Below are 21,906 nucleotides of genomic sequence, written 5' to 3'. Positions count from 1 at the left end.
CTTCTCTCCTCAGGCCGCGCCTAATTACTCGAACCAGTGGGCTCGGGCGGCCATGATCAACTTGCCGGCACGATCATCGTCAATGCCGTCGATGTCGAGCAGGTCGTCAATAGACTGCTCGGCCAGGTCTTCGCGGGTAATTACGCCGCGCACCGCCAGTTCCATCGCCAAATCCTTGTCCATACCCTCAAGCGAGAGCAGGTCTTCGGCCGGATGGGCGTCTGCCAGCTTTTCCTCAGTAGCGATGGCTTTGGTCAACAAGCGATCCTTGGCGCGAGCACGAAGCTCGTTGACGATGTCCTCGTCAAAGCCGTCGATGTTGAGCATTTCCTCCACCGGTACGTAGGCAATCTCTTCCAGGCTGGTGAAGCCTTCATCTACCAGCACCTGAGCCAGTTCTTCGTCGACTTCCAGCTCGTCGATGAAGTTGCGCAGGATGTCGCCGGTTTCTGCTTGCTGCTTAGCCTGGATGTCCGATTCGGTCATCACGTTCAGGGTCCAGCCAGTCAACTGGCTCGCCAGACGCACGTTCTGACCACCGCGACCGATGGCCTGAGCCAGATTGTCTGCGCCAACGGCGATGTCCATGGCATGGGCATCTTCGTCAACGATAATTGCCGCAACCTCGGCCGGGGACATGGCGTTGATCACGAACTGGGCCGGGTTGTCGTCCCACAGCACGATATCAACACGCTCACCGCCCAACTCACCCGATACCGCCTGAACGCGCGAACCGCGCATACCGATACAGGCACCTTGCGGGTCGATGCGCTTGTCCTTGGAACGGACGGCGATCTTGGCACGCGAACCCGGATCACGGGAGGCAGCCATGACCTCGATGAGGCCTTCGGCGATTTCCGGCACTTCGATACGGAACAGCTCGATCAGCATTTCCGGCGCGGTACGCGACAGGATCAGCTGCGGGCCGCGGTTCTCGGTGCGGATTTCCTTGAGCAGCGCACGCAAACGCACGCCGACACGGAAGGTTTCGCGAGAAATGATGTCTTCACGGGCCAGCAATGCTTCAGCATTGTTGCCCAGATCGACGATCACGTTGTCGCGGGTAACTTTTTTCACGGTGCCAGAGATGATTTCTCCCAGGCGCTCGCGATAGGCGTCAACCACTTGAGCGCGCTCGGCTTCGCGAACTTTCTGCACGATGACCTGCTTGGCAGTCTGTGCAGCGATGCGGCCGAACTCGATGGATTCGATTTTCTCTTCGACGACGTCACCGACCTTGGCACCAGGATGCGTTTCGGCAACCTTGCTTGGCCAGGTCTCGATGGCCGGATCGTCGAGATCATTCTCTTCGACGACCGTCCAGCGACGGAAGGTTTCGTAAGAACCGGTGTGGCGGTTGATTTCCACACGCAGGTCCACTTCGTCTTCAAAACGCTTTTTGGTAGCAGTGGCCAGAGCCAGCTCCAGCGCTTCAAAAATTACGCTTGCCGGTACACCCTTTTCATTGGATACCGACTCAACAACCAGCAGTACTTCTTTGCTCATCGTACGCCTCGCCTTTCGCAAGCCATTGGATCCGCGGGATCCGCGTCTCAGTCAAAACTGGGAATAATGTTGGCCTTGTCGATCATATCGATCGGCAACAGGAACTCGTGGTCTTCTACCTGCACCACGACGTCCTGCTCTTCTACACCGCGCAGAAGGCCCTGAAAGTTGCGTCGACCTTCGAAAGGCGAGCGCAGCTTGATCTTCACTTGTTCACCGGCAAATTTGGCAAACTGCTCAAGAGTGAACAGCGGGCGCTCCATGCCAGGCGAGGAAACTTCAAGGGTGTATTCAACGGAGATCGGATCTTCAACATCCAGAACGCCGCTGATCTGACGGCTGACAATGGCGCAATCGTCCACCAGCACGCCACCCTCTTTATCGATATAAACGCGCAACATCGAGTGACGACCCTGAGCCGAAAACTCGATACCCCAGCATTCATAGCCCAGGGCCACGACCACCGGGGCCAGCAAGGCCTGCAACTCTTCTAGCTTGCTCGACACCTGAACCCCCTAGTGCATGATATGTGCATGCTTTGCAAAATAAAAAAATGGGCATAACGCCCATCCTTGAAACGCCGTCGAACAGCGGCGTTGAAAGTATCCAGCTAACAAAAAGCCCCTTAAAAGGGGCTCCTGAAACTGGTTGCGGGGGCCGGATTTGAACCGACGACCTTCGGGTTATGAGCCCGACGAGCTACCAGACTGCTCCACCCCGCGACAAAGCTGGGGCGGAAGTATACGACCGATCCCTCTTAGGGTCAATGTAACCTTCCACCTGCAAGAAAGCCCGCAACAGCGGGCTCTCCTGACTAATTGGTACCGAGAAGGGGACTCGAACCCCTACACCCTATGGGCACAACCACCTCAAGGTTGCGTGTCTACCAATTCCACCACCTCGGCAATACTACGTTTGAAACCCTTCTTACTTCTGCTCTTGAGCTGGAGGCACGTCAGTCGCTGGAGTAGCCGACTTTTGCTCTTGAAGCACCGGGACATCATCAGAAGCCGGTTGTTGCTTAGGTACTTCCAACACTGCCGGATCTGGAAGACCTGCTTGAGTCAGCTGATGAGCTTTCTCTTTAGCAAAGTAACCTAACCCCAAGCTGGTTATGAAGAAACCGGCGGCAAGTATAGCAGTAAACTTACTAAGAAAGGTAGAGGAACCTTGGCTTCCGAACACAGTATTTGAAGCACCTGCTCCGAAAGACGCGCCAGCGTCCGCACCCTTACCCTGCTGCAGCAAAACCAGAGCAACTACGCCCAATGCACCCAGCAGATGAAAAACGACTACGACTGTTTCCAGCATTTTTTCAGTTTCCCGCGGCGCGACAAATCGCACCGAACTCATCTGCATTCAGGGAAGCTCCACCAATGAGCCCCCCATCGATATCCGGCATGCCGAACAGTTCGACCGCATTGGCCGCCTTCACGCTGCCGCCGTATAGAAGCCGCACACCTCGTGCGACTTCAGAATTCTCTGCCGCCAACTGCTCGCGAATGGCCTTATGCACATCCTGAGCCTGTTGCGGCGTTGCAGTCAGCCCGGTACCAATGGCCCAGACCGGCTCGTAAGCAATAACTGCCTTGGCAAAGGCACCGACACCCAGCTCCTCGATGATGCTGCCCAGCTGACGCCCGACAACTTCAAGAGTCTTTCCGGCTTCGCGCTGCTCGAGGGTCTCCCCTACACACAACACCGGAATCAAGCCACATGCCTGTGCCGCTGCGAACTTGCGATTCAGCATCCCGTCTCGCTCGCCGAGAATCTGGCGGCGTTCGGAGTGCCCGACAAGCACCAGGGAACAACCTGCATCCACCAGTTGGCTGGGAGCAATCTCACCAGTCAACGCACCTTGCATGGCTTCCACCGCAGAATTCTGCGCGCCGACCGAAATCGACTTGCCTTTCAAGCCATCAATCACTTGATTGATATACAAGCAAGGCGGGAACACCGCGACATCAACACCGCTAGGCAAGGCCAGATGACGAAGGCCGTTGATCAGCTCAGCGACGCTGGCGCGGGTACCGTGCATCTTCCAGTTACCAGCTACCATAGGGCGACGCATGCTGTACCTCGTCGGTCAAAGTGGGCGCAGATGTTACCCAACACAATCATGGCTTGCAAGCCGTATCAGGCAGAAACTTCGGTTACCAGTTTTGCCAGCTCTTCGGCATAGCCGCGAACCTGGTTTTCGTCCTCGCCTTCGACCATTACGCGCACCAAAGGCTCTGTGCCGGACTTGCGCAGAAGCACGCGACCGCGCCCCGCCATCGCCTGAGTTACACGGGCACTGGCTTCCTTGACAGCCGGATGCTCCAGGGGGCTTTCACCGCCGCCAAAGCGAACGTTGATCAGCACCTGAGGGCACTTGCGCAACGCCTGCCGGGTTTGTGCCAAGCCTTCGTTGCGGGATTTCAGAGCCATCAACACTTGCAAGGCCGCGATGATCGCATCGCCCGTGGTGGTGTGATTGAAGCAGACCACATGCCCGGAGTTTTCCCCACCAACGAGCCAGTTGCGCTCTTGCAGTTCGGCAATCACGTAGCGGTCACCGACATTGGCGCGAACGAACGGGATCGACAGATCCGCAAGGGCCAGTTCGAGACCAAGATTGCTCATCAACGTACCGACGACGCCACCCTGCAACTTGCCACGCTCATGCAGATCGCGGGCAATGATAAACAGCAGGTCGTCACCATCAACAATGGCGCCGGTGTGATCGACCATCAGTACCCGATCACCATCACCGTCGAAGGCGATACCCAGGTCCGCATGCTCAGCCAGAACGGCGGCCTGCAACGGCCCCATATGCGTGGAACCGCAGTTATCGTTGATGTTCAACCCATTCGGCTGGGCAGATAGCACGACAACTTCGGCACCCAGCTCACGGAAGACGCTCGGTGCAACCTTGTAAGTCGCACCATGCGCGCAGTCGATGACGATCTTCAGGCCGGCGAAATTGGAGCCAGTAGGAACGCTGCTTTTGCAGAACTCGATGTAGCGACCCGATGCGTCATTGATTCGCGACACCTTGCCGATCTTGCTCGACTCGACGACGGTCATTGGCGTATCGAGCAACTCTTCGATCATCAACTCCAACTCATCCGGCAGCTTGGTGCCTTTACCGGAGAAGAACTTGATGCCGTTGTCATCATGCGGGTTGTGCGAGGCACTTATCACGATACCGGCTTCAGCCTGGAACGTACGCGACAGATAAGCGATGGCAGGCGTCGGCATCGGGCCGAGCAGCATCACATCGGCGCCCGCCGAGGTCAGCCCGGCCTCGAGTGCCGATTCGAACATATAACCGGAGATCCGCGTGTCCTTGCCGACCAGCACCTTGCAGGCCCCCATCTTGCGGAAAGCCATGCCAGCCGCCCAGCCGAGCTTGAGCATGAAGTCAGGCGTGATCGGGTATTCACCAACACGACCGCGAATGCCGTCGGTACCAAAATATTTCTTGCTCATAAGTGCTCCATCATTCTTATTCGGCTGATTCAACGGCCGCGATCATTCGCACAACATCGACGGTTTCCGCCACATCGTGGACGCGCAATATACGTGCGCCTTTAACTGACGCCAGCGCCGCCAGCGCCAGTCCGCCGTGCAGGCGCTCGCCCACAGGACGGTTCAACGCGTGGCCAATCATACTCTTGCGCGAAACACCTACCAGCAATGGCCGTCCCAGCGCATGCAGAGCCTCCATGTGTTTGAACAAGCTTAGATTGTGCTGCAAGGTCTTGGCGAAGCCGAAGCCGGGATCAAGAATGATCCGCTCGGCGGGAATACCCGCCTGCGCGCACTGCTCCATGCGCTCGGCGAGAAACTCAGCGACCTCGCGAGTAACATCCTGATACTGCGGATTATCCTGCATATCGCCCGGTTCGCCGAGCATGTGCATGAGGCAGACCGGCAATCCGGTAGCCGCCGCCGCATCCAGCGCGCCATCGCGACGCAACGAACGCACATCGTTGATCAGGCCGGCACCGAGCCGTGCGGTTTCGCGCATGACTGCCGGGGTGGAAGTATCGACCGAGATGATGACATCCAACTCGCGATTGATCAGCTCGACAATCGGCGCGACGCGCTCGAGCTCCTCCAGAGGAGAAACCGCTCGCGCGCCTGGCCGGGTCGATTCGCCGCCGACATCAATCAGCGTCGCGCCAGCCAGCACCATGGCTTCGGCATGGCGCAAAGCCGCATCGAGCTGGCTGTAGCGGCCGCCGTCGGAAAAGGAATCAGGAGTGACATTGAGAATGCCCATGACATGCGTCTGGGCCAAATCAAGAACCCGGTTGCCGCAAGGCAACCGGGTCAGGGACCGTACAGAAGTCATTTCAAGCCTTAAACGTCAGCAGCCGGACCGCCAATCGGTTTTTCCGGACGCTCATCCTGCACGACAGGCGGCGGAGGCGTACCGGTGCCACCCGACCAGTCGCGAGGTTCGCGAGGTGTGCGGCCGGCCATGATGTCGTCAATCTGCTCGGCATCGATGGTTTCGTACTTCATCAGCGCATCAGCCATGGCATCCAGTTTGTCACGGTTATCCGTGAGGATCTGCTTGGCGGTGCCGTAGCACTGATCGATGATGCTGCGCACTTCGGAGTCGATCAGCTTGGCTGTCTCACCGGAGAAGCTGGCAGCCTGACCACCACCGCCGCGACCGAGGAACACTTCACCTTCTTCTTCGGCGTACATCAGCGGACCGAGTTTTTCCGACAGACCCCATTTCGTCACCATGTTCCGGGCAATCTGACTTGCACGCATGATGTCGTTGGAGGCCCCGGTAGTCACACCATCGAAGCCCAGGGTCATTTCTTCAGCGATACGGCCACCATACAACGAGCAGATCTGGCTGATCAGCGCACGTTTGGACAGGCTGTAGCGATCTTCTTCCGGCAGGAACATGGTCACACCCAGCGCACGACCGCGCGGAATGATAGACACCTTGTAGACCGGATCATGCTCAGGAACAACGCGACCGACAATGGCATGGCCAGCTTCGTGGTAGGCCGTGTTCTGCTTTTCTTTCTCGGACATGACCATGGATTTGCGCTCGGCGCCCATCATGATCTTGTCTTTCGCCAGTTCGAACTCTTTCATCTCGACGATACGCTTGCCGCTACGGGCAGCGAACAGCGACGCTTCGTTGACCAGGTTGGCCAGGTCAGCACCCGAGAAGCCCGGAGTACCACGCGCGATCACTGCCGGAGCAACGTCGTCGCCCATTGGCACTTTGCGCATGTGCACTTTCAGAATCTGCTCGCGACCGCGAATGTCTGGCAAGCCAACCACCACCTGACGGTCGAAACGGCCCGGACGCAGCAGCGCAGGGTCGAGTACGTCCGGACGGTTGGTCGCAGCAATCACGATGATGCCGTCATTCATTTCGAAGCCGTCCATCTCCACCAGCAACTGGTTGAGAGTCTGCTCACGTTCGTCGTGACCGCCACCCATGCCGGCGCCACGATGGCGACCTACGGCATCGATTTCGTCGATGAAGATGATGCAAGGTGCATGTTTCTTGGCCTGCTCGAACATGTCACGGACGCGGCTGGCGCCGACACCGACGAACATTTCGACAAAGTCGGAACCGGAAATGGTGAAGAACGGCACTTTCGCTTCGCCGGCAATTGCCTTGGCCAGCAAGGTTTTACCGGTACCCGGTGGGCCGACCATCAATACGCCGCGCGGAATACGACCGCCCAGACGCTGGAATTTGCCCGGATCGCGCAGGAACTCAACCAGCTCGCCGACTTCTTCCTTGGCTTCGTCGCAACCGGCAACGTCAGCCAAAGTCGTTTTCACCTGATCTTCGGAGAGCAGGCGTGCCTTGCTCTTGCCGAAGCTCATCGGCCCGCCCTTGCCACCGGCACCGCCCTGCATCTGGCGCATGAAGAACATGAACACCGCGATGATCACCAGGATCGGGAAGCTGGCTACCAGAAGCTGGGTCCAGATGCTTTGCTGTTCAGGCTGCTTGCCTTCAACCACAACGTGATTGTCGACCAGATCGCCGATCAGGCCATTGTCCTGAATTGCCGGACGAATGGTCTTGAAGCTGTCGCCATCGGTACGCTTGCCGGTAATCACATAGCCGTCAACGGCTACGCGCTCGACCTTGCCATCCTTGACCTGCTGGATGAAGTCGGAATAGTTGAGGGTCTGCGGCTCGTTAGGGCTGGAGAAGTTGTTCATCACCGTCACCAGGACTGCCGCGATGATCAACCACAGGATCAGATTCTTTGCCATATCGTTCAATTAACTACCCTCTGAAGCAAGCTCCGCTACTGGCGCGCGCTTCGCATGATATTCACCGGCCTAACTTACTACATTACCTACAACTCTGGCAGGCGCCGTCTGTAACCCTTTGTGAAACACTTTCTACACAATATTCGCTTATGCCCGCAGAGCGAAATATGAAAAACCTATCGCCCTGCCGAAAAACCTCGTTTTACGCATCACCACCGCGATAACCCCAGGCCAGCATGTACTGCTCACGGGAGCTGCCACGGGAAGAGTCTGGCTTGATCATCTGGATCTTGTCGAATTTCTTCCGAGCATCCTTCAGATAAACGTCGAAGCCCTCGCCCTGGAAAATCTTGATGACGAAGTTGCCACCGGGCTTGAGGATCCGTTCCGCCAGGTCCAGCGCCAGCTCACACAGGAACATGGCCTTGGGCATATCCACTTCGGGCGTACCACTCATATTGGGGGCCATATCGGAAATCACAAGGTCCACCTGCGAATTACCCACGGCCTCAAGGATTTCAGCGAGCACCGAGTCCTCCGTGAAGTCGCCCTGGATAAAATGCACGTCCGGAATGCTGTCCATTTCCAGGATGTCCGAAGCGATCAGACGCCCTTGGCCACCGATGAGCCGACTGGTCACCTGCGACCAGCCACCCGGCGCCGCGCCGAGGTCGACTACGCTCATGCCCGGGCGGATCAATTTGTATTTTTCCTGGATCTCCAGAAGCTTGTAACTTGCACGCGAGCGGTAGCCATCCTTCTGCGCCTGCTTCACATAAGGATCGTTGACATGTCTTTTCAGCCAACCAAGGCTTGTCTTGGAACGCGCCATTGGGCACCTCGATAATTAGGGTCGTGATTAGTTGGGCGGATCCACGAACCCTCGGGTAAAATGGCCGCCATTTTACAGAATCCAGACGAAAGGGTCAGATTATGCCGCTCACTCCAGAGCAGAAGAAACAGTACAAATCCATCGGCCACCACCTCAAACCAGTGTTGACGGTGGCGGACAACGGTTTGACTGAAGGTGTCTTAGCCGAGCTTGAACGCGCCCTGGCGGATCACGAGCTGATCAAGATCAAACTCAACATTCTTGATCGCGAGTCGCGCCTGGCGCACATCGCCGAGCTGTGCAAGGTCGGCAAAGCGGACCTGGTTCAGGTCATCGGCAAGATGGCTCTGGTCTACCGCAAGAACTTCAGCGTCAACAAGCAGCTGTCGAACGTTCATCGCTTCAAGTGATGCGCAGGGTCAAGGGTGTGCTTCGCGCACCCTGCCACCCCATCCCGGCACCGGCTGCATGACCAGCACCAGCCCGGAAAATCCCAGCACCAGATAACTGAATACCTGCCAGCGCTGCGCATCCGGCCAGCCGACACGCACGGCGACATACATCGCGCACGCGTACAACGCCATCAACAACACCTGCCCGCGAAAATCCCGCCATAGACTGGCAAGGCCCTCGGCCTGTACCAGCACCAAAGCCTGAAAGATCACGCACAGAGCGGCGAATCCCACCACCAGCACTTCGAAAGCACTGGCCACTTCGTCGATCAACAGCGGCGCCAGACCGATCCGGCCCAGCGCCGGCTGCAAACCGATATGAATCAACCATAGGCCACCGACCCAAAGCATCTGGGTCAGTTGCCAAAGCATGGCGCCCGCATGCAGCGGGCGCCTTCTTTCAGATGTGACGAACTTCAACAATCTCGTACTCGATCACGCCGCTTGGCGTTTTGACGGCGACAACGTCACCCTCTTCCTTGCCAATCAAGGCGCGGGCCAGCGGCGAACCGACGGAGATCTTGCCGAGTTTGAAGTCAGCCTCATCCTCACCCACGATGTGGTAAGTGACGCTTTCATCAGTCTCGACGTTGGCGATCTCGACGGTGGTACCGAAAATCACTTTACCGGTGTGAGGAATGGTCGTGACGTCGATGATGACCTGATTCTGAATCCGGCCCTCGATATCACGAATACGCGCTTCGACCATGCCCTGCTGTTCGCGGGCAGCATGGTATTCAGCGTTTTCCTTCAAGTCACCCAACTCGCGGGCCGTACCGATGTCCTGGCTGAGCTTCGGACGGACGACCTTGGTCAGGTGAGCATGCTCCTCTTCCAGGGCGCGAGCGCCCTGAACAGTCATTGGGTACTTGGTTATGCTCATGCCTTCAATCCTGCGTGTAGATCCTGCAAGCGGCGCACGGTCTTTTCCGGACCGAACTTCAGCGCTTCGCAGATCGCTTCGCCCGCAGCAATAGTGGTGGTGCAGTAGATCTTGTGCTGCAGGGCGTTGCGACGAATGGAGTACGAATCGGCGATCGACTGACGACCTTCGGTGGTGTTGATGATCAGCGTGACTTCGTCATTCTTGATCATGTCGACCACGTGCGGACGACCCTCGGTCACCTTGTTCACGCGGCGCACTTTCAGGCCTGCGGCTTCGATCAGCTTGGCAGTGCCGGCAGTGGCGACCACTTCGAAGCCCAAGTTGATCAGATCACGGGCCACGCCTGCAACCAGTGGCTTGTCATCATCGCGCACGCTGATGAATGCGGTACCACCGGTCGGCAGCACTTCACTGGCGCCCATCTGCGCCTTGGCGAATGCTTCGCCGAAGGTGTCGCCGACGCCCATCACTTCACCGGTCGACTTCATCTCTGGGCCGAGGATCGGGTCAACGCCAGGGAACTTGGCGAACGGGAACACCGCCTCTTTCACGCTGTAGAAGTTCGGGATGATTTCCTTGGTGAAGCCGATTTCCTTCAGGGTCTTACCGGCCATCACGCGCGCAGCGATCATGGCCAGGGAAACACCGATGCACTTGGAAACGAACGGTACGGTACGCGAGGCGCGCGGGTTGACTTCGATGACGTAGATGTCTTCGCCCTGCAAGGCCAATTGCACGTTCATCAGGCCGACAACGCCCAGCTCCAGGGCCATTTTCTTGACCTGTTCGCGCATCTCGTCCTGGATGTGCGCTGGCAGCGAGTACGGCGGCAGCGAGCACGCAGAGTCACCGGAGTGAACGCCCGCCTGTTCGATGTGCTGCATGATCGCGCCGATCACTACATCTTTGCCGTCGCAGACCGCATCCACGTCCATTTCGATGGCGCAGTTGAGGAAGTGGTCGAGCAGCACCGGGCTGTCGTTGGACACTTGCACCGCGTCACGCAGATAGCGCTTGAGTTCGTCTTCCTTGTAAACGATTTCCATCGCACGGCCGCCCAGCACGTAGGACGGGCGCACCACCAGCGGATAACCGATCTTCGCCGCAGCACGAACGGCTTCGTCTTCGCTGCGCACAGTGGCGTTTGGCGGCTGACGCAGGTTCAGACGCTCGACCATTTGCTGGAAGCGCTCACGGTCTTCGGCGCGGTCGATCGCGTCAGGGCTGGTGCCGATGATCGGCACGCCAGCAGCTTCCAGTGCGCGAGCCAGTTTCAGCGGAGTCTGGCCGCCGTACTGGACGATCACGCCTTTCGGCTTCTCGACGCGGCAGATTTCCAGTACGTCTTCCAGGGTTACCGGCTCGAAGTACAGACGATCGGAAGTGTCGTAGTCGGTGGAAACGGTTTCCGGGTTGCAGTTGACCATGATGGTTTCGTAGCCGTCTTCGCGCAGGGCGAGCGCAGCGTGAACGCAGCAGTAGTCGAACTCGATGCCCTGGCCGATACGGTTCGGACCGCCACCCAGAATCATGATCTTGTCGCGACCCGACGGCGCCGCCTCGCACTCTTCCTCGTAGGTCGAGTAGAGGTAAGCGGTGTCGGTAGCGAATTCGGCGGCGCAGGTGTCAACGCGCTTGTAGACCGGGAACACTTCCAGCTTCTGACGATGCGTACGCAGGTTTTTCTCGGTGACGCCCAGCAGTTTCGCCAGACGCTGATCGGAGAAGCCTTTGCGCTTGAGCTTGAACATCAGGTCGCGGTCGATCGAGGACAGACCGAGGGTCTTGACCTTCTCTTCGTCCTTGATCAGGTCTTCGATCTGCACCAGGAACCACGGGTCGATCATGTTCATGCCGAAGATGTCTTCGACCGACAGACCGGCGCGGAAGGCGTCAGCCACGTACCAGATACGCTCGGCGCCCGGCACGGTCAGTTCGCGCTTGAGCACGCTCATGCTGTCCGGGTTGCTCAGATCGAGCTTCTCGTCCAGACCGCAAACGCCGACTTCCAGACCGCGCAGGGCTTTCTGCAGGGATTCCTGGAAGGTCCGGCCGATGGCCATGACTTCGCCAACCGACTTCATTTGCGTGGTCAGGCGCGCGTCAGCCTTGGCGAATTTCTCGAAGGCGAAGCGTGGCAGCTTGGTGACGACGTAGTCGATCGACGGTTCGAAGGACGCCGGGGTCTTGCCGCCGGTGATGTCGTTCGACAGCTCATCAAGGGTGTAACCCACAGCCAGTTTGGCCGCGACCTTGGCAATCGGGAAACCGGTGGCTTTCGAAGCCAGTGCCGAGGAGCGCGAAACACGCGGGTTCATTTCGATCACGACCATACGGCCAGTGTTCGGGCAGATACCGAACTGCACGTTGGAACCGCCGGTCTCGACGCCGATCTCGCGCAGTACCGCCAACGAGGCGTTACGCAGGATCTGGTATTCCTTGTCGGTCAGCGTCTGGGCTGGAGCTACGGTGATCGAGTCGCCGGTGTGCACGCCCATCGGGTCGAAGTTTTCGATCGAGCAGACGATGATGCAGTTGTCCTTTTTGTCGCGGACAACTTCCATTTCATATTCTTTCCAGCCGATCAGCGATTCGTCGATCAGCAGCTCTTTGGTCGGCGACAGGTCCAGACCACGGGCGCAGATTTCTTCGAACTCTTCACGGTTGTAAGCGATACCGCCACCGGTGCCGCCCATGGTGAAGGACGGACGGATGATGCACGGGAAACCGAGGGTTTCGAGGACCGCGTTGGCTTCTTCCATGCTGTGGGCGATGCCGGAACGCGGGCACGCCAGGCCGATGGATTTCATCGCCTTGTCGAAACGCGAACGGTCTTCAGCCTTGTCGATGGTGTCGGCGTTGGCACCGATCATCTCTACGCCGAACTTCTCGAGAACGCCTTCGCGCTCCAGGTCTAGGGCGCAGTTCAGGGCGGTCTGGCCGCCCATGGTTGGCAGCACGGCGTCCGGACGCTCTTTTTCGATGATCTTGGCCACGGTCTGCCACTTGATCGGTTCGATGTAGGTGGCGTCGGCCATGTCCGGGTCGGTCATGATGGTGGCCGGGTTGGAGTTCACCAGGATGACGCGGTAACCCTCTTCGCGCAGGGCCTTGCAGGCCTGGGCGCCGGAGTAGTCGAATTCGCAGGCCTGGCCGATCACGATCGGGCCAGCGCCGAGAATCAGGATGCTTTTAATGTCTGTACGTTTTGGCATGGTTTGTCACTCAAATCCGCAGGTCAGTCGGCAAGCCGTCTTGATCGATTTCTGAAGTCCCGAAGGGGCCGCCGGAACCGGGGCCGCCCTCGAGGGCTTCTCTCTACAGTCTCAAGGCGAACGCTTAGCGTCGCTTGGCCATCTCGTTGATGAAGCGGTCGAACAGTGGCGCAACATCGTTCGGGCCCGGGCTCGCTTCAGGGTGACCCTGGAAGCTGAACGCGCTCTTGTCGGTGCGCTCTATGCCTTGCAGGGTGCCGTCGAACAGCGATTTGTGGATCGCGCGCACGTTGGCTGGCAGGGTGGCTTCGTCTACCGCAAAACCGTGGTTCTGGCTGGTGATCATCACCACGCCTGTGTCCAGATCCTGCACCGGGTGGTTGGCACCGTGGTGGCCGTGACCCATTTTCAGGGTCTTGGCGCCGGAGGCCAGGGCCAGCAACTGGTGACCGAGGCAGATGCCGAATACCGGCGTCTCGGTTTCCAGCACTTCCTTGATCGCCTGGATCGCGTAGTCGCATGGCTCCGGATCACCAGGGCCGTTGGACAGGAACACGCCGTCCGGCTTCAGCGCCAGCACATCGGCGGCTGGAGTCTGCGCAGGCACTACGGTGACGCGGCAGCCGCGCTCGACCAGCATGCGCAGGATGTTGACCTTGACGCCGTAGTCGTAGGCGACCACGTGGTATGGCAGCTCGGAAGCTTCGATGGTCGCGTGGCAGTCGGTTTTCAGATCCCAGACAGTCGAGCGCCATTCGTATTGGGTCTTGGTGCTGACGACTTTCGCCAGGTCCATGCCCTTCAGGCCTGGGAAGCCTTGCGCAGCGGCGATGGCCGCTTCTTCGGAGATGTTGTCGCCGGCCATGATGCAGCCGTTCTGAGCGCCTTTTTCACGCAGGATGCGGGTCAGGCGACGGGTGTCGATACCGGCGATTGCCACTACATTGTTGGCTTTCAGGTAATCAGACAGGGACATCGTGTTGCGCCAGTTGCTCGCTACCAGCGGCAGGTCACGGATGACCAGGCCAGCGGACCAGACGCGGTCGGACTCGGCGTCTTCCGGCGTGGTGCCGGTGTTGCCGATGTGCGGGTAAGTCAGGGTAACGATCTGCTGGGCGTAGGAAGGATCGGTAAGGATTTCCTGATAGCCGGTCATTGCGGTGTTGAACACCACCTCACCAACGGTCTGACCGTCGGCTCCAATGGCTTCGCCGCGAAAAATGCTGCCATCAGCAAGGGCGAGTATGGCTGGCTTAGTCAAGAAGACCTCCCGTAAATAACGCATGAAAGGGCAATCGCAGGTTGTAAAAAAGCGGAGTGACGTATGGACACGTCACCCCGCTTCTTCACTGAAATTATTCTGCGCGCTTTTAGTGGACACACTAAAGCTGTAGCTTACAGAAAAGGGCGTTTTTGGTCCACCGCTAAAGAGCCTTAAAGGCCGGAGAATGCGACAGGTCGTCGCCAAGCGGTAAAAACCGGCGCAAAACGGGACGTATGCGCCGGGTTCAGCAACGACTCAACGCAGGTCGAGCACGTCTTGCATGTCGTACAGGCCCGGCTCGCGACCATCCAGCCACAGCGCCGCACGCACCGCGCCCTTGGCGAAGGTCATGCGGCTCGATGCCTTGTGGGTGATCTCGACGCGCTCGCCATCGGCAGCGAACAGCACAGTGTGATCACCGACGATATCGCCAGCACGCACGGTGGCGAAACCAATGGTTTCACGCTCACGCGCACCGGTCTGGCCTTCGCGACCGTAGACCGCGACCTTCTTCAGATCACGCCCCAGGGCATCGGCAATCACTTCACCCATGCGCACCGCCGTACCGGACGGAGCATCGACCTTGTGGCGGTGATGGGCTTCCATGATCTCGATATCGACATCGTCGCCCAGCACGCGCGCAGCGGTGTCGAGCAACTTCAGGCACAGGTTGACGCCGACGCTGAAGTTGGCGGCGAAGACGATCGGAATGTCCTTGCCCGCATCGGCCAGCAATTGCTTCTCTTCAACACTGAAACCGGTGGTGCCGATGATCATCGCTTTGCCGTGTTTGCGGCAGAACGCGAGATTCTTCAGGGTCACGGTCGGGTGAGTGAAGTCGATCAACACATCGAACTCTTCAACCACACGATCCAGATCACCGGACAGCGGCACGCCGATACGGCCCAGCGCTGCCAGCTCACCGGCATCCGCGCCGACCAGCGTGCTGTCGGGACGATCGACCGCCGCCGTCAGACCGGCGCCCGGCGTCTGCTGCACCGCTTCAATCAGGGTCTTGCCCATGCGCCCGGCGGCGCCCATCACTGCAATACGTCGCATGCCGACTCCTTACAAATCGCCGAAGAAACGCTTCACACCGTCGAACCAACCGGTGGTTTTCGGCGAGTGGCTGTTGTCGTCGGCCAGGGAGCTGCGGAATTCTTCCAGCAGTTCACGCTGACGACGGTTGAGGTTGACCGGCGTTTCCACAGCGACACGACACATCAGGTCGCCGGCACCGCCGCCACGCACTGGCGCAACGCCTTTGCCGCGTACGCGGAACTGCTTGCCGGTCTGCGTGCCTTCGGGGATTTTCAGTTTGACGCGACCGTCGAGGGTCGGAATCTCCAACTCGCCGCCCAGTGCAGCGTCGACGAAGCTGATCGGCACTTCGCAGAACAGATGCTTGCCGTCACGCTGGAAGATGTCGTGTTCGCGCACATTGATCACAACGTACAGGTCGCCAGTCGGCCCGCCCTGGGTACCCGCCTCGCCTTCGCCGGACAGACGAATGCGGTCGCCAGTATCAACACCGGCAGGCACTTTGACCGACAGGGTTTTGTACTCTTCGACACGACCGTCGCCGTGGCAGGAGTCGCACGGATCGGAAATGATCTTGCCCTGGCCATGGCAGCGCGGGCAGGTCTGCTGCACCGAGAAGAAGCCCTGTTGCATGCGCACCTGGCCGATGCCGCCGCAGGTCGGGCACGTCGTCGGCGAGGAGCCCTTCTTGGCGCCGGAGCCATCGCACGGTTTGCAGTTGACCAGTGTCGGAACGCGGATATTCACCGAGGTGCCGCGCACCGCTTCTTCCAGATTCAGCTCCAGGGTGTAGCGCAGATCGCTGCCACGCTGAGCGCCGCCACGGGCACCGCCGCGACCGCCACCGAAGAAATCACTGAAGACATCGCCGAAGATGTCCGAGAAGTTCTGGCCACCGAAACCGGCACCGCCGCCACCCATGCTCGGATCGACGCCGGCATGACCGTATTGATCGTATGCCGCGCGCTTGCTGGCGTCGGACAACACTTCATAGGCCTCGTTGGCCTCTTTGAATGCTTCTTCGGAAGCTTTGTCGCCGGGATTACGGTCGGGGTGGTGCTTCATGGCCAGACGGCGATAGGCCTTCTTCAGGTCCGCTTCGCTCGTGCCCCGCTCGACACCCAATACTTCGTAATAGTCACGCTTTGCCATAAGTTCTTTGCACTCTTAAGGACGTTCGGCAAACCCCTCCTGAGCCTCGCCAAACTCGTTGAGCCCCCATTAAGGCCCGGACCCAACTCACGTCAATTCAACGATCCTGGTCTTGATTGATGCGGTATCTGCGGCGCGAAAAGCAGGAGCATTTTCAGCCATACCATCAACACGCGAGCGTTGTCGCATGCTGTAAAAATTCGCGTATTCCAGATACGCCAACGCGGGAGGCAAGCTCCCGCGCGGCGACATCCTACCAGTCACCGCCGCAAGGCAGTCAACCGGGCGACCAACAACTTACTTGTGGTCTTTGACTTCTTCGAACTCGGCGTCGACAACGTCGTCAGCCTTCTCAGCCGATTCGCCTTGCGGGGCTGCGCCATCAGCTGGCTGAGCCTGTTCGGCGTACATCTTCTGAGCAACCGGAGCGGAGACTTTCGACAGCTCTTCAACCTTGGCTTCGATGGCAGCTTTGTCGTCGCCTTTGACGGCGGCTTCCAGCGCAACCACTGCAGCTTCGATTGCAGTCTTCTCTTCGGCGGTGACCTTGTCGCCTGCGTCAGCGACCATCTTGCGAGTCGAGTGCACCAGTGCGTCACCTTGGTTACGGGCAGCGGCCAGTTCTTCGAACTTGCGGTCTTCCTCGGCATTCGCCTCGGCGTCACGCACCATGCGCTCGATTTCTTCGTCGGACAGACCGGAGTTGGCCTTGATCACGATCGACTGGGTCTTGCCGGTAGCCTTGTCTTTCGCGCCGACGTGCAGGATGCCGTTGGCGTCGATGTCGAAGGTCACTTCGATCTGCGGCACGCCACGTGGAGCTGGTGGAATGTCGGCCAGGTCGAACTTGCCCAGCGATTTGTTCTGTGCAGCTTGCTTGCGCTCGCCCTGCAGAACGTGAATGGTCACAGCACCCTGGTTGTCGTCGGCAGTCGAGAACACTTGCGATTTCTTGGTAGGAATCGTGGTGTTTTTCTCGATCAGCGCGGTCATCACGCCACCCATGGTTTCGATACCCAGGGTCAGCGGGCTGACGTCGAGCAGCAGCACGTCTTTTACGTCACCGGCCAGAACAGCGCCCTGGATCGCAGCACCCATGGCAACAGCTTCGTCCGGGTTGACGTCTTTACGCGCTTCTTTACCGAAGAAATCGGTCACCAGCTTCTGCACCAGCGGCATACGAGTCTGACCACCGACCAGAATCACGTCGTTGATCGCGCTGACGTCGATACCGGCGTCTTTCATGGCAATGCGGCAAGGTTCGATGGTGCGCTGAACCAGGTCTTCAACCAGTGCTTCGAGCTTGGCACGCGAGATTTTCACGTTCAGGTGCTTAGGACCGGTCGCGTCTGCAGTGATGTACGGCAGGTTGACGTCGGTCGACTGAGCGGACGACAGCTCGATCTTGGCTTTCTCAGCGGCTTCTTTCAGACGCTGCATCGCCAGCGGGTCACCTTTGAGGTTCATGCCGCTTTCTTTCTTGAATTCGTCAACGAGGTAGTCGATCAGACGAATGTCGAAGTCTTCACCGCCGAGGAAAGTGTCACCGTTGGTGGCCAACACTTCGAACTGGTGCTCACCGTCAACCTCAGCGATTTCGATCACGGAAACGTCGAAAGTACCGCCACCCAGGTCATAAACGATCACGGTGTGATCGCCCTTGGCCTTGTCCATACCGTAAGCCAGAGCAGCTGCGGTTGGTTCGTTGATGATACGTTTTACGTCCAGACCAGCGATGCGGCCGGCGTCTTTGGTGGCCTGACGCTGGCTGTCGTTGAAGTAGGCCGGAACGGTGATCACCGCTTCGGTCACTGCCTCGCCGAGGTAGTCTTCGGCGGTCTTCTTCATCTTCTTCAGAATTTCAGCCGAGATTTGTGGCGGTGCCATTTTCTGGCCGTTCACTTCTACCCAGGCGTCATTGTTGTCAGCCTTGACGATCTTGTAAGGGACCATCTGGATGTCTTTCTGCACAACTTCTTCGTCGAAACGACGACCGATCAGACGCTTTACTGCGTACAGGGTGTTGTGCGGGTTGGTTACAGCCTGACGCTTGGCCGACTGACCTACCAGAATTTCGCCATCGTTGGCGTAAGCGATGATCGACGGCGTGGTACGCGCGCCTTCAGCGTTTTCAATAACTTTGGCTTTGCCGTTTTCCAGCACGGAGACGCAGGAGTTGGTAGTCCCCAGGTCGATACCGATAATTTTGCCCATGTTCACTCTCCCGAAACTTTGGATTTTGTTGCCGCAGCAGTGGTGGCTGACTGCGGTAGCACTTAAACGCTTGACTTCTAAATGGGGGCCTTGCGGCTAATTTCAAGCCTGCTCGTCAATCGAAGGCGAAACCGGTGCCGGCGCCTTGCTGACCACGACCATCGCCGGGCGCAGCAGGCGACCATTGAGCTGGTAGCCCTTCTGGAAAACCTTCAACACGCTGTTCGGCTCGACGTCGGCACTTTCCTGCATGGCCATCGCCTGATGGTGAACGGCGTTGAACGGTTCGCCATGCGGATCGATCGCTTCAAGCTGGTAGCGCTTGAGGGTGTCGTGGAACATTTTCAGGGTCAGCTCGATACCTTCGCGCATCGGGCGGATGCTTTCGTCGTCCGGGCTCGACAGCTCGAGGCCGCGCTCCAGGCTGTCGACGATCGGCAGCAGGTCGCTGGCAAATTTTTCCAAGGCAAACTTGTGCGCCTTCTCGACGTCCTGCTCGGCACGGCGGCGAACGTTCTGCAGATCGGCAGCAACACGCAGAGACTGATCCTGCGCGGCGGCCAATTGCTCTTCGAGCACTTGCACACGGGTCGCCAGGTCGTCACCCGAACCTTCGGGCGCCTGATTGGCATCTGGGTTTTGCGTATCTACTGTCTGTTCGTCAGCCATAGAATTCTCCTTTCAATTTCGTCCGCGAGCCTGACTCGCGCTTCTGCCCCGATATATGGGGCCGCAAAATCAGGCTTCAAGGGCTGAAAACAATTGTCCCTACAAAAAAGTGCTGAATACTCATTCTTGAATGCGCTAAGAAAACTTTTCGATCAAGCAAATCGAGCTAAGGGCGGGCATTGTCAGGCCTGAACAAAACACTGTATAAATAACCAGACCTCAAGCCTGGGAGCTGCCTTTATGCTGGTGCACCTGTCCGTACACAACTACGCCATCGTTGAACATCTCGATCTCGAACTTGATCGCGGGATGAGCGTGATCACAGGGGAAACCGGCGCCGGCAAGTCGATCATGCTCGATGCCCTGGGCCTCACCCTGGGTGATCGCGCCGACAGCGGCGTGGTTCGCCCGGGCGCTGATAAAGCCGACATTCTCGCCACCTTCGATCTCGCTGATATCCCTGAAGCCAGCGCCTGGCTGGCCGAGCGCGATCTGGAAAACGACGGGCCGTGCATCCTGCGCCGGGTCATCACCTCGGAAGGTCGTTCGCGCGGTTATATCAACGGCACGCCCTGCCCGCTTGGCGACCTCAAAGCCCTCGGCGAGCTGCTGATCGATATCCACAGCCAGCACGAACATCAGTCGCTGCTGAAAACTGATACTCATCGCCGCCTGCTCGACGAGTACGCCGGCGCCACCGACCTGGCGCGTCAGGTGCAGCTTGCCGCGCAGCGCTGGCGCCAGACCCGCCAGGAACTGGAGCGGCTGTCCAACTCCGGCGACGAACAACGCGCACGTCATCAGTTGCTCAGCTATCAGCTTGAGGAATTGGAGAACCTCGGCCTCGGCGAAAATGAACTGGAGCAACTGGAGCAGGAACACAAGAACCTGACCAACGCCGAAACCTTGCTGGGCATTTGCCGGCAAGTGGTCGAGCAATGCAGCGAAAGCGACTCCGGGAATGTGCTGAATGCGCTGACCGCCAGCCTCAATCGACTTTCCAGCGTAAACAGTTCGGTGGGTGCGCTGGGTGAAGCCAGCAGTCTGCTGACCAGCGCACAGATTCAGGTAGAAGAAGCGGTCGGCGAGCTCAACCGCTTCCTCGACAACTTTGATGCCGACCCGGCTCGCCTGCAATACCTGGAAGAGCGTCTCGACGCGATCTACACCCTGGCGCGCAAACACCGGATTCAACCGACCGAAGTCGGCGAGATGCAGCAGAAGCTGCTCGATGAAATCGAAACCCTGAACGCCAATGATGAATCCGTCGAACGTCTGGGTGAAGAACTGGCGTCCTATGCCCGCCACTATCAGGAGAAAGCCCGCGAGCTGAGCGACCTTCGTCATCAGGCGGCCGGCAGTCTCGCCAGTGCGGTGGAGCAGGAAATCCAGCGCCTGGGCATGCCCGGCGGCCGATTCACCATCGAACTGAAAGCCAACAGCAGCGACGAGTTGCTGCCGAATGGTCTGGAACAGGTCGAACTGCTGGTCAGTGCCAACCCCGGTCAACCTCTCAAGGCGCTGGCAAAAGTCGCCTCCGGCGGTGAGCTGTCGCGGATCAGTCTGGCGATTCAGGTCATTACCGCCCAGACCTCCCGCGTGCCGACGCTGGTGTTCGACGAAGTGGACGTAGGTATTGGCGGTCCGACTGCCGAGATTGTCGGCCAGTTACTGCGCCGTCTCGGTGATCGCGGCCAGGTCCTGACCGTGACGCACTTGCCGCAAGTGGCGGCGCAAGGGCATCAGCATCTGTTCGTGCACAAGGTTCGCGACGAGAAGGCGACTCACACCGCTGTCGCGAAGCTGACGAAGAACGAGCGAATCGAAGAAGTCGCGCGCATGCTCGGCGGCATCGATCTGACCAAGGAATCCCTGGCTCACGCGAAAAAAATGGTGGTGACCGCCAAGGCTTAACAAATAGCAGAAAGCACGAAGGCGACCCTTGGGTCGCCTTCGTTCGTTTCGCGAATGTGAAATTCGCGCGACATGCTTACTTTTTCTTGCGTACGTACAGCACCAGGTTGTGATCAACCATCTCGAAGCCATGCTTCTCGACGATCGATTTCTGAAGTTTTTCGATTTCTTCGTCGAAGAATTCGATCACTTCACCCGATTCCACGTTGACCATATGGTCGTGGTGGCCACCGTCAGCCAGTTCGAAGACCGCGTGGCCGCCGTCGAAGTTGTGGCGGACCACGAGGCCGGCCGCTTCGAACTGGGTCAGTACACGGTAAACCGTGGCCAGACCAACGTCCTCACCAGCTTCCATCAACGCCTTGTAGACGTCCTCGGCACTCATGTGGCGCTGCTCGGTAGAGTCGAGCATTTGCAGGATCTTGACCCGTGGCAGGGTCACTTTGAGGCCGGCTTTGCGTAGTTCGCTATTTTCAACCATGGTCAGCTTTCTCGCGATGCTG

19 protein-coding genes and 2 tRNA genes are annotated in these 21,906 nt (G+C 58.6%); 2 read left to right on the top strand and 19 right to left on the bottom strand.

The annotated features are described in order from the left end of the window. Positions 1–24 precede the first annotated feature (24 nt). The 10 genes from nusA to rlmE all read right to left on the bottom strand — a co-directional run bounded on the left by nusA (position 25) and on the right by rlmE (position 8,596). Positions 25–1,506: a transcription termination factor NusA gene (nusA, locus tag FEE99_RS08440; protein ID WP_024011569.1), complete on the bottom strand. Its 1,482-nt coding sequence runs from the start codon at positions 1,504–1,506 to the stop codon at positions 25–27. Positions 1,507–1,553: 47 nt separating this feature from the next. Continuing rightward, on the bottom strand, positions 1,554–2,012 hold the full coding sequence (gene rimP, locus FEE99_RS08435; protein ID WP_007973115.1) for a ribosome maturation factor RimP: 459 nt from the start codon (positions 2,010–2,012) through the stop codon (positions 1,554–1,556). A gap of 139 nt (positions 2,013–2,151) precedes the next feature. Then, positions 2,152–2,228, bottom strand: a tRNA-Met gene (locus FEE99_RS08430). A gap of 97 nt (positions 2,229–2,325) precedes the next feature. After that, positions 2,326–2,411 (bottom strand) — tRNA-Leu (locus FEE99_RS08425). A gap of 22 nt (positions 2,412–2,433) precedes the next feature. After that, positions 2,434–2,817 carry a preprotein translocase subunit SecG gene (secG, locus tag FEE99_RS08420; RefSeq protein ID WP_016771756.1) on the bottom strand — a complete coding sequence of 128 codons (384 nt, stop codon included), beginning with the start codon at positions 2,815–2,817 and terminating at the stop codon, positions 2,434–2,436. Positions 2,818–2,821: 4 nt separating this feature from the next. Next, entirely contained in the window at positions 2,822–3,577 is a 756-nt protein-coding gene (gene tpiA, locus FEE99_RS08415; protein WP_041477932.1) for a triose-phosphate isomerase, read from the bottom strand. Between the two features lie 65 nt (positions 3,578–3,642). Continuing rightward, the gene (gene glmM, locus FEE99_RS08410; protein ID WP_041477931.1) at positions 3,643–4,980 is read right to left on the bottom strand and encodes a phosphoglucosamine mutase; all 1,338 of its coding nucleotides are present in this window, start codon (positions 4,978–4,980) and stop codon (positions 3,643–3,645) included. Between the two features lie 16 nt (positions 4,981–4,996). Next, on the bottom strand, positions 4,997–5,848 hold the full coding sequence (gene folP, locus FEE99_RS08405) for a dihydropteroate synthase (RefSeq protein WP_041477930.1): 852 nt from the start codon (positions 5,846–5,848) through the stop codon (positions 4,997–4,999). Between the two features lie 8 nt (positions 5,849–5,856). After that, positions 5,857–7,764 (bottom strand): ATP-dependent zinc metalloprotease FtsH, encoded by a 1,908-nt coding sequence (gene ftsH, locus FEE99_RS08400; protein ID WP_016771759.1) that lies wholly within the window; start codon positions 7,762–7,764, stop codon positions 5,857–5,859. A gap of 202 nt (positions 7,765–7,966) precedes the next feature. After that, positions 7,967–8,596 carry a 23S rRNA (uridine(2552)-2'-O)-methyltransferase RlmE gene (rlmE, locus tag FEE99_RS08395; protein WP_016771760.1) on the bottom strand — a complete coding sequence of 210 codons (630 nt, stop codon included), beginning with the start codon at positions 8,594–8,596 and terminating at the stop codon, positions 7,967–7,969. Positions 8,597–8,697: 101 nt separating this feature from the next. On the opposite strand from rlmE, the gene FEE99_RS08390 reads away from it, so the two are divergent. Continuing rightward, positions 8,698–9,006 (top strand): YhbY family RNA-binding protein, encoded by a 309-nt coding sequence (locus FEE99_RS08390; protein ID WP_003221534.1) that lies wholly within the window; start codon positions 8,698–8,700, stop codon positions 9,004–9,006. Positions 9,007–9,015: 9 nt separating this feature from the next. Here the strand turns inward: FEE99_RS08390 and FEE99_RS08385 are convergent, their stop codons facing one another. The 8 genes from FEE99_RS08385 to grpE all read right to left on the bottom strand — a co-directional run bounded on the left by FEE99_RS08385 (position 9,016) and on the right by grpE (position 19,489). After that, positions 9,016–9,420: a hypothetical protein gene (locus FEE99_RS08385; protein ID WP_041477929.1), complete on the bottom strand. Its 405-nt coding sequence runs from the start codon at positions 9,418–9,420 to the stop codon at positions 9,016–9,018. 28 nt (positions 9,421–9,448) lie between these two features. Further along, a complete protein-coding gene (gene greA / locus FEE99_RS08380) occupies positions 9,449–9,925 on the bottom strand; it encodes a transcription elongation factor GreA (RefSeq protein WP_038861135.1) in 477 nt (158 codons plus the stop codon). A gap of 2 nt (positions 9,926–9,927) precedes the next feature. Further along, positions 9,928–13,149, bottom strand: coding sequence for a carbamoyl-phosphate synthase large subunit (gene carB / locus FEE99_RS08375; protein ID WP_016771764.1), 3,222 nt, complete (start codon positions 13,147–13,149; stop codon positions 9,928–9,930). A gap of 124 nt (positions 13,150–13,273) precedes the next feature. After that, positions 13,274–14,410: a glutamine-hydrolyzing carbamoyl-phosphate synthase small subunit gene (gene carA, locus FEE99_RS08370; protein ID WP_143979013.1), complete on the bottom strand. Its 1,137-nt coding sequence runs from the start codon at positions 14,408–14,410 to the stop codon at positions 13,274–13,276. A gap of 258 nt (positions 14,411–14,668) precedes the next feature. Continuing rightward, positions 14,669–15,472: a 4-hydroxy-tetrahydrodipicolinate reductase gene (dapB, locus tag FEE99_RS08365; RefSeq protein WP_041477928.1), complete on the bottom strand. Its 804-nt coding sequence runs from the start codon at positions 15,470–15,472 to the stop codon at positions 14,669–14,671. Positions 15,473–15,481: 9 nt separating this feature from the next. Then, positions 15,482–16,606 carry a molecular chaperone DnaJ gene (gene dnaJ / locus FEE99_RS08360; protein WP_016771767.1) on the bottom strand — a complete coding sequence of 375 codons (1,125 nt, stop codon included), beginning with the start codon at positions 16,604–16,606 and terminating at the stop codon, positions 15,482–15,484. 297 nt (positions 16,607–16,903) lie between these two features. After that, on the bottom strand, positions 16,904–18,820 hold the full coding sequence (dnaK, locus tag FEE99_RS08355; protein WP_024011565.1) for a molecular chaperone DnaK: 1,917 nt from the start codon (positions 18,818–18,820) through the stop codon (positions 16,904–16,906). A 102-nt stretch (positions 18,821–18,922) separates the two neighbouring features. Then, positions 18,923–19,489 carry a nucleotide exchange factor GrpE gene (gene grpE, locus FEE99_RS08350; RefSeq protein WP_039759570.1) on the bottom strand — a complete coding sequence of 189 codons (567 nt, stop codon included), beginning with the start codon at positions 19,487–19,489 and terminating at the stop codon, positions 18,923–18,925. 240 nt (positions 19,490–19,729) lie between these two features. Here grpE and recN point away from each other — a divergent pair, with 240 nt between their 5' ends. Further along, positions 19,730–21,403 carry a DNA repair protein RecN gene (gene recN / locus FEE99_RS08345; RefSeq protein WP_041477927.1) on the top strand — a complete coding sequence of 558 codons (1,674 nt, stop codon included), beginning with the start codon at positions 19,730–19,732 and terminating at the stop codon, positions 21,401–21,403. 76 nt (positions 21,404–21,479) lie between these two features. Here recN and fur read toward each other — a convergent pair whose 3' ends face one another. After that, entirely contained in the window at positions 21,480–21,884 is a 405-nt protein-coding gene (gene fur / locus FEE99_RS08340) for a ferric iron uptake transcriptional regulator (RefSeq protein WP_016771770.1), read from the bottom strand. Positions 21,885–21,906 lie beyond the last annotated feature (22 nt).

Origin of the sequence: Pseudomonas sp. ef1 (genome assembly GCF_007293365.2) — a bacterium.
Lineage (GTDB): Bacteria > Pseudomonadota > Gammaproteobacteria > Pseudomonadales > Pseudomonadaceae > Aquipseudomonas > Aquipseudomonas siliginis.
This window is presented reverse-complemented; position numbering and strand designations above follow the sequence as displayed.

What these genes read in the sequence shown, in the direction of transcription:
- folP (WP_041477930.1), bottom strand. Translation starts at nt 5,848, where the DNA reads ATGACTTCTGTACGGTCCCTGACCCGGTTGCCTTGCGGCAACCGGGTT.
- dnaJ (WP_016771767.1), bottom strand. Translation starts at nt 16,606, where the DNA reads ATGGCAAAGCGTGACTATTACGAAGTATTGGGTGTCGAGCGGGGCACG.
- nusA (WP_024011569.1), bottom strand. Translation starts at nt 1,506, where the DNA reads ATGAGCAAAGAAGTACTGCTGGTTGTTGAGTCGGTATCCAATGAAAAG.
- fur (WP_016771770.1), bottom strand. Translation starts at nt 21,884, where the DNA reads ATGGTTGAAAATAGCGAACTACGCAAAGCCGGCCTCAAAGTGACCCTG.
- dapB (WP_041477928.1), bottom strand. Translation starts at nt 15,472, where the DNA reads ATGCGACGTATTGCAGTGATGGGCGCCGCCGGGCGCATGGGCAAGACC.
- glmM (WP_041477931.1), bottom strand. Translation starts at nt 4,980, where the DNA reads ATGAGCAAGAAATATTTTGGTACCGACGGCATTCGCGGTCGTGTTGGT.
- carB (WP_016771764.1), bottom strand. Translation starts at nt 13,149, where the DNA reads ATGCCAAAACGTACAGACATTAAAAGCATCCTGATTCTCGGCGCTGGC.
- ftsH (WP_016771759.1), bottom strand. Translation starts at nt 7,764, where the DNA reads ATGGCAAAGAATCTGATCCTGTGGTTGATCATCGCGGCAGTCCTGGTG.
- tpiA (WP_041477932.1), bottom strand. Translation starts at nt 3,577, where the DNA reads ATGCGTCGCCCTATGGTAGCTGGTAACTGGAAGATGCACGGTACCCGC.
- secG (WP_016771756.1), bottom strand. Translation starts at nt 2,817, where the DNA reads ATGCTGGAAACAGTCGTAGTCGTTTTTCATCTGCTGGGTGCATTGGGC.
- FEE99_RS08385 (WP_041477929.1), bottom strand. Translation starts at nt 9,420, where the DNA reads ATGCTTTGGCAACTGACCCAGATGCTTTGGGTCGGTGGCCTATGGTTG.
- FEE99_RS08390 (WP_003221534.1), top strand. Translation starts at nt 8,698, where the DNA reads ATGCCGCTCACTCCAGAGCAGAAGAAACAGTACAAATCCATCGGCCAC.
- grpE (WP_039759570.1), bottom strand. Translation starts at nt 19,489, where the DNA reads ATGGCTGACGAACAGACAGTAGATACGCAAAACCCAGATGCCAATCAG.
- rlmE (WP_016771760.1), bottom strand. Translation starts at nt 8,596, where the DNA reads ATGGCGCGTTCCAAGACAAGCCTTGGTTGGCTGAAAAGACATGTCAAC.
- dnaK (WP_024011565.1), bottom strand. Translation starts at nt 18,820, where the DNA reads ATGGGCAAAATTATCGGTATCGACCTGGGGACTACCAACTCCTGCGTC.
- recN (WP_041477927.1), top strand. Translation starts at nt 19,730, where the DNA reads ATGCTGGTGCACCTGTCCGTACACAACTACGCCATCGTTGAACATCTC.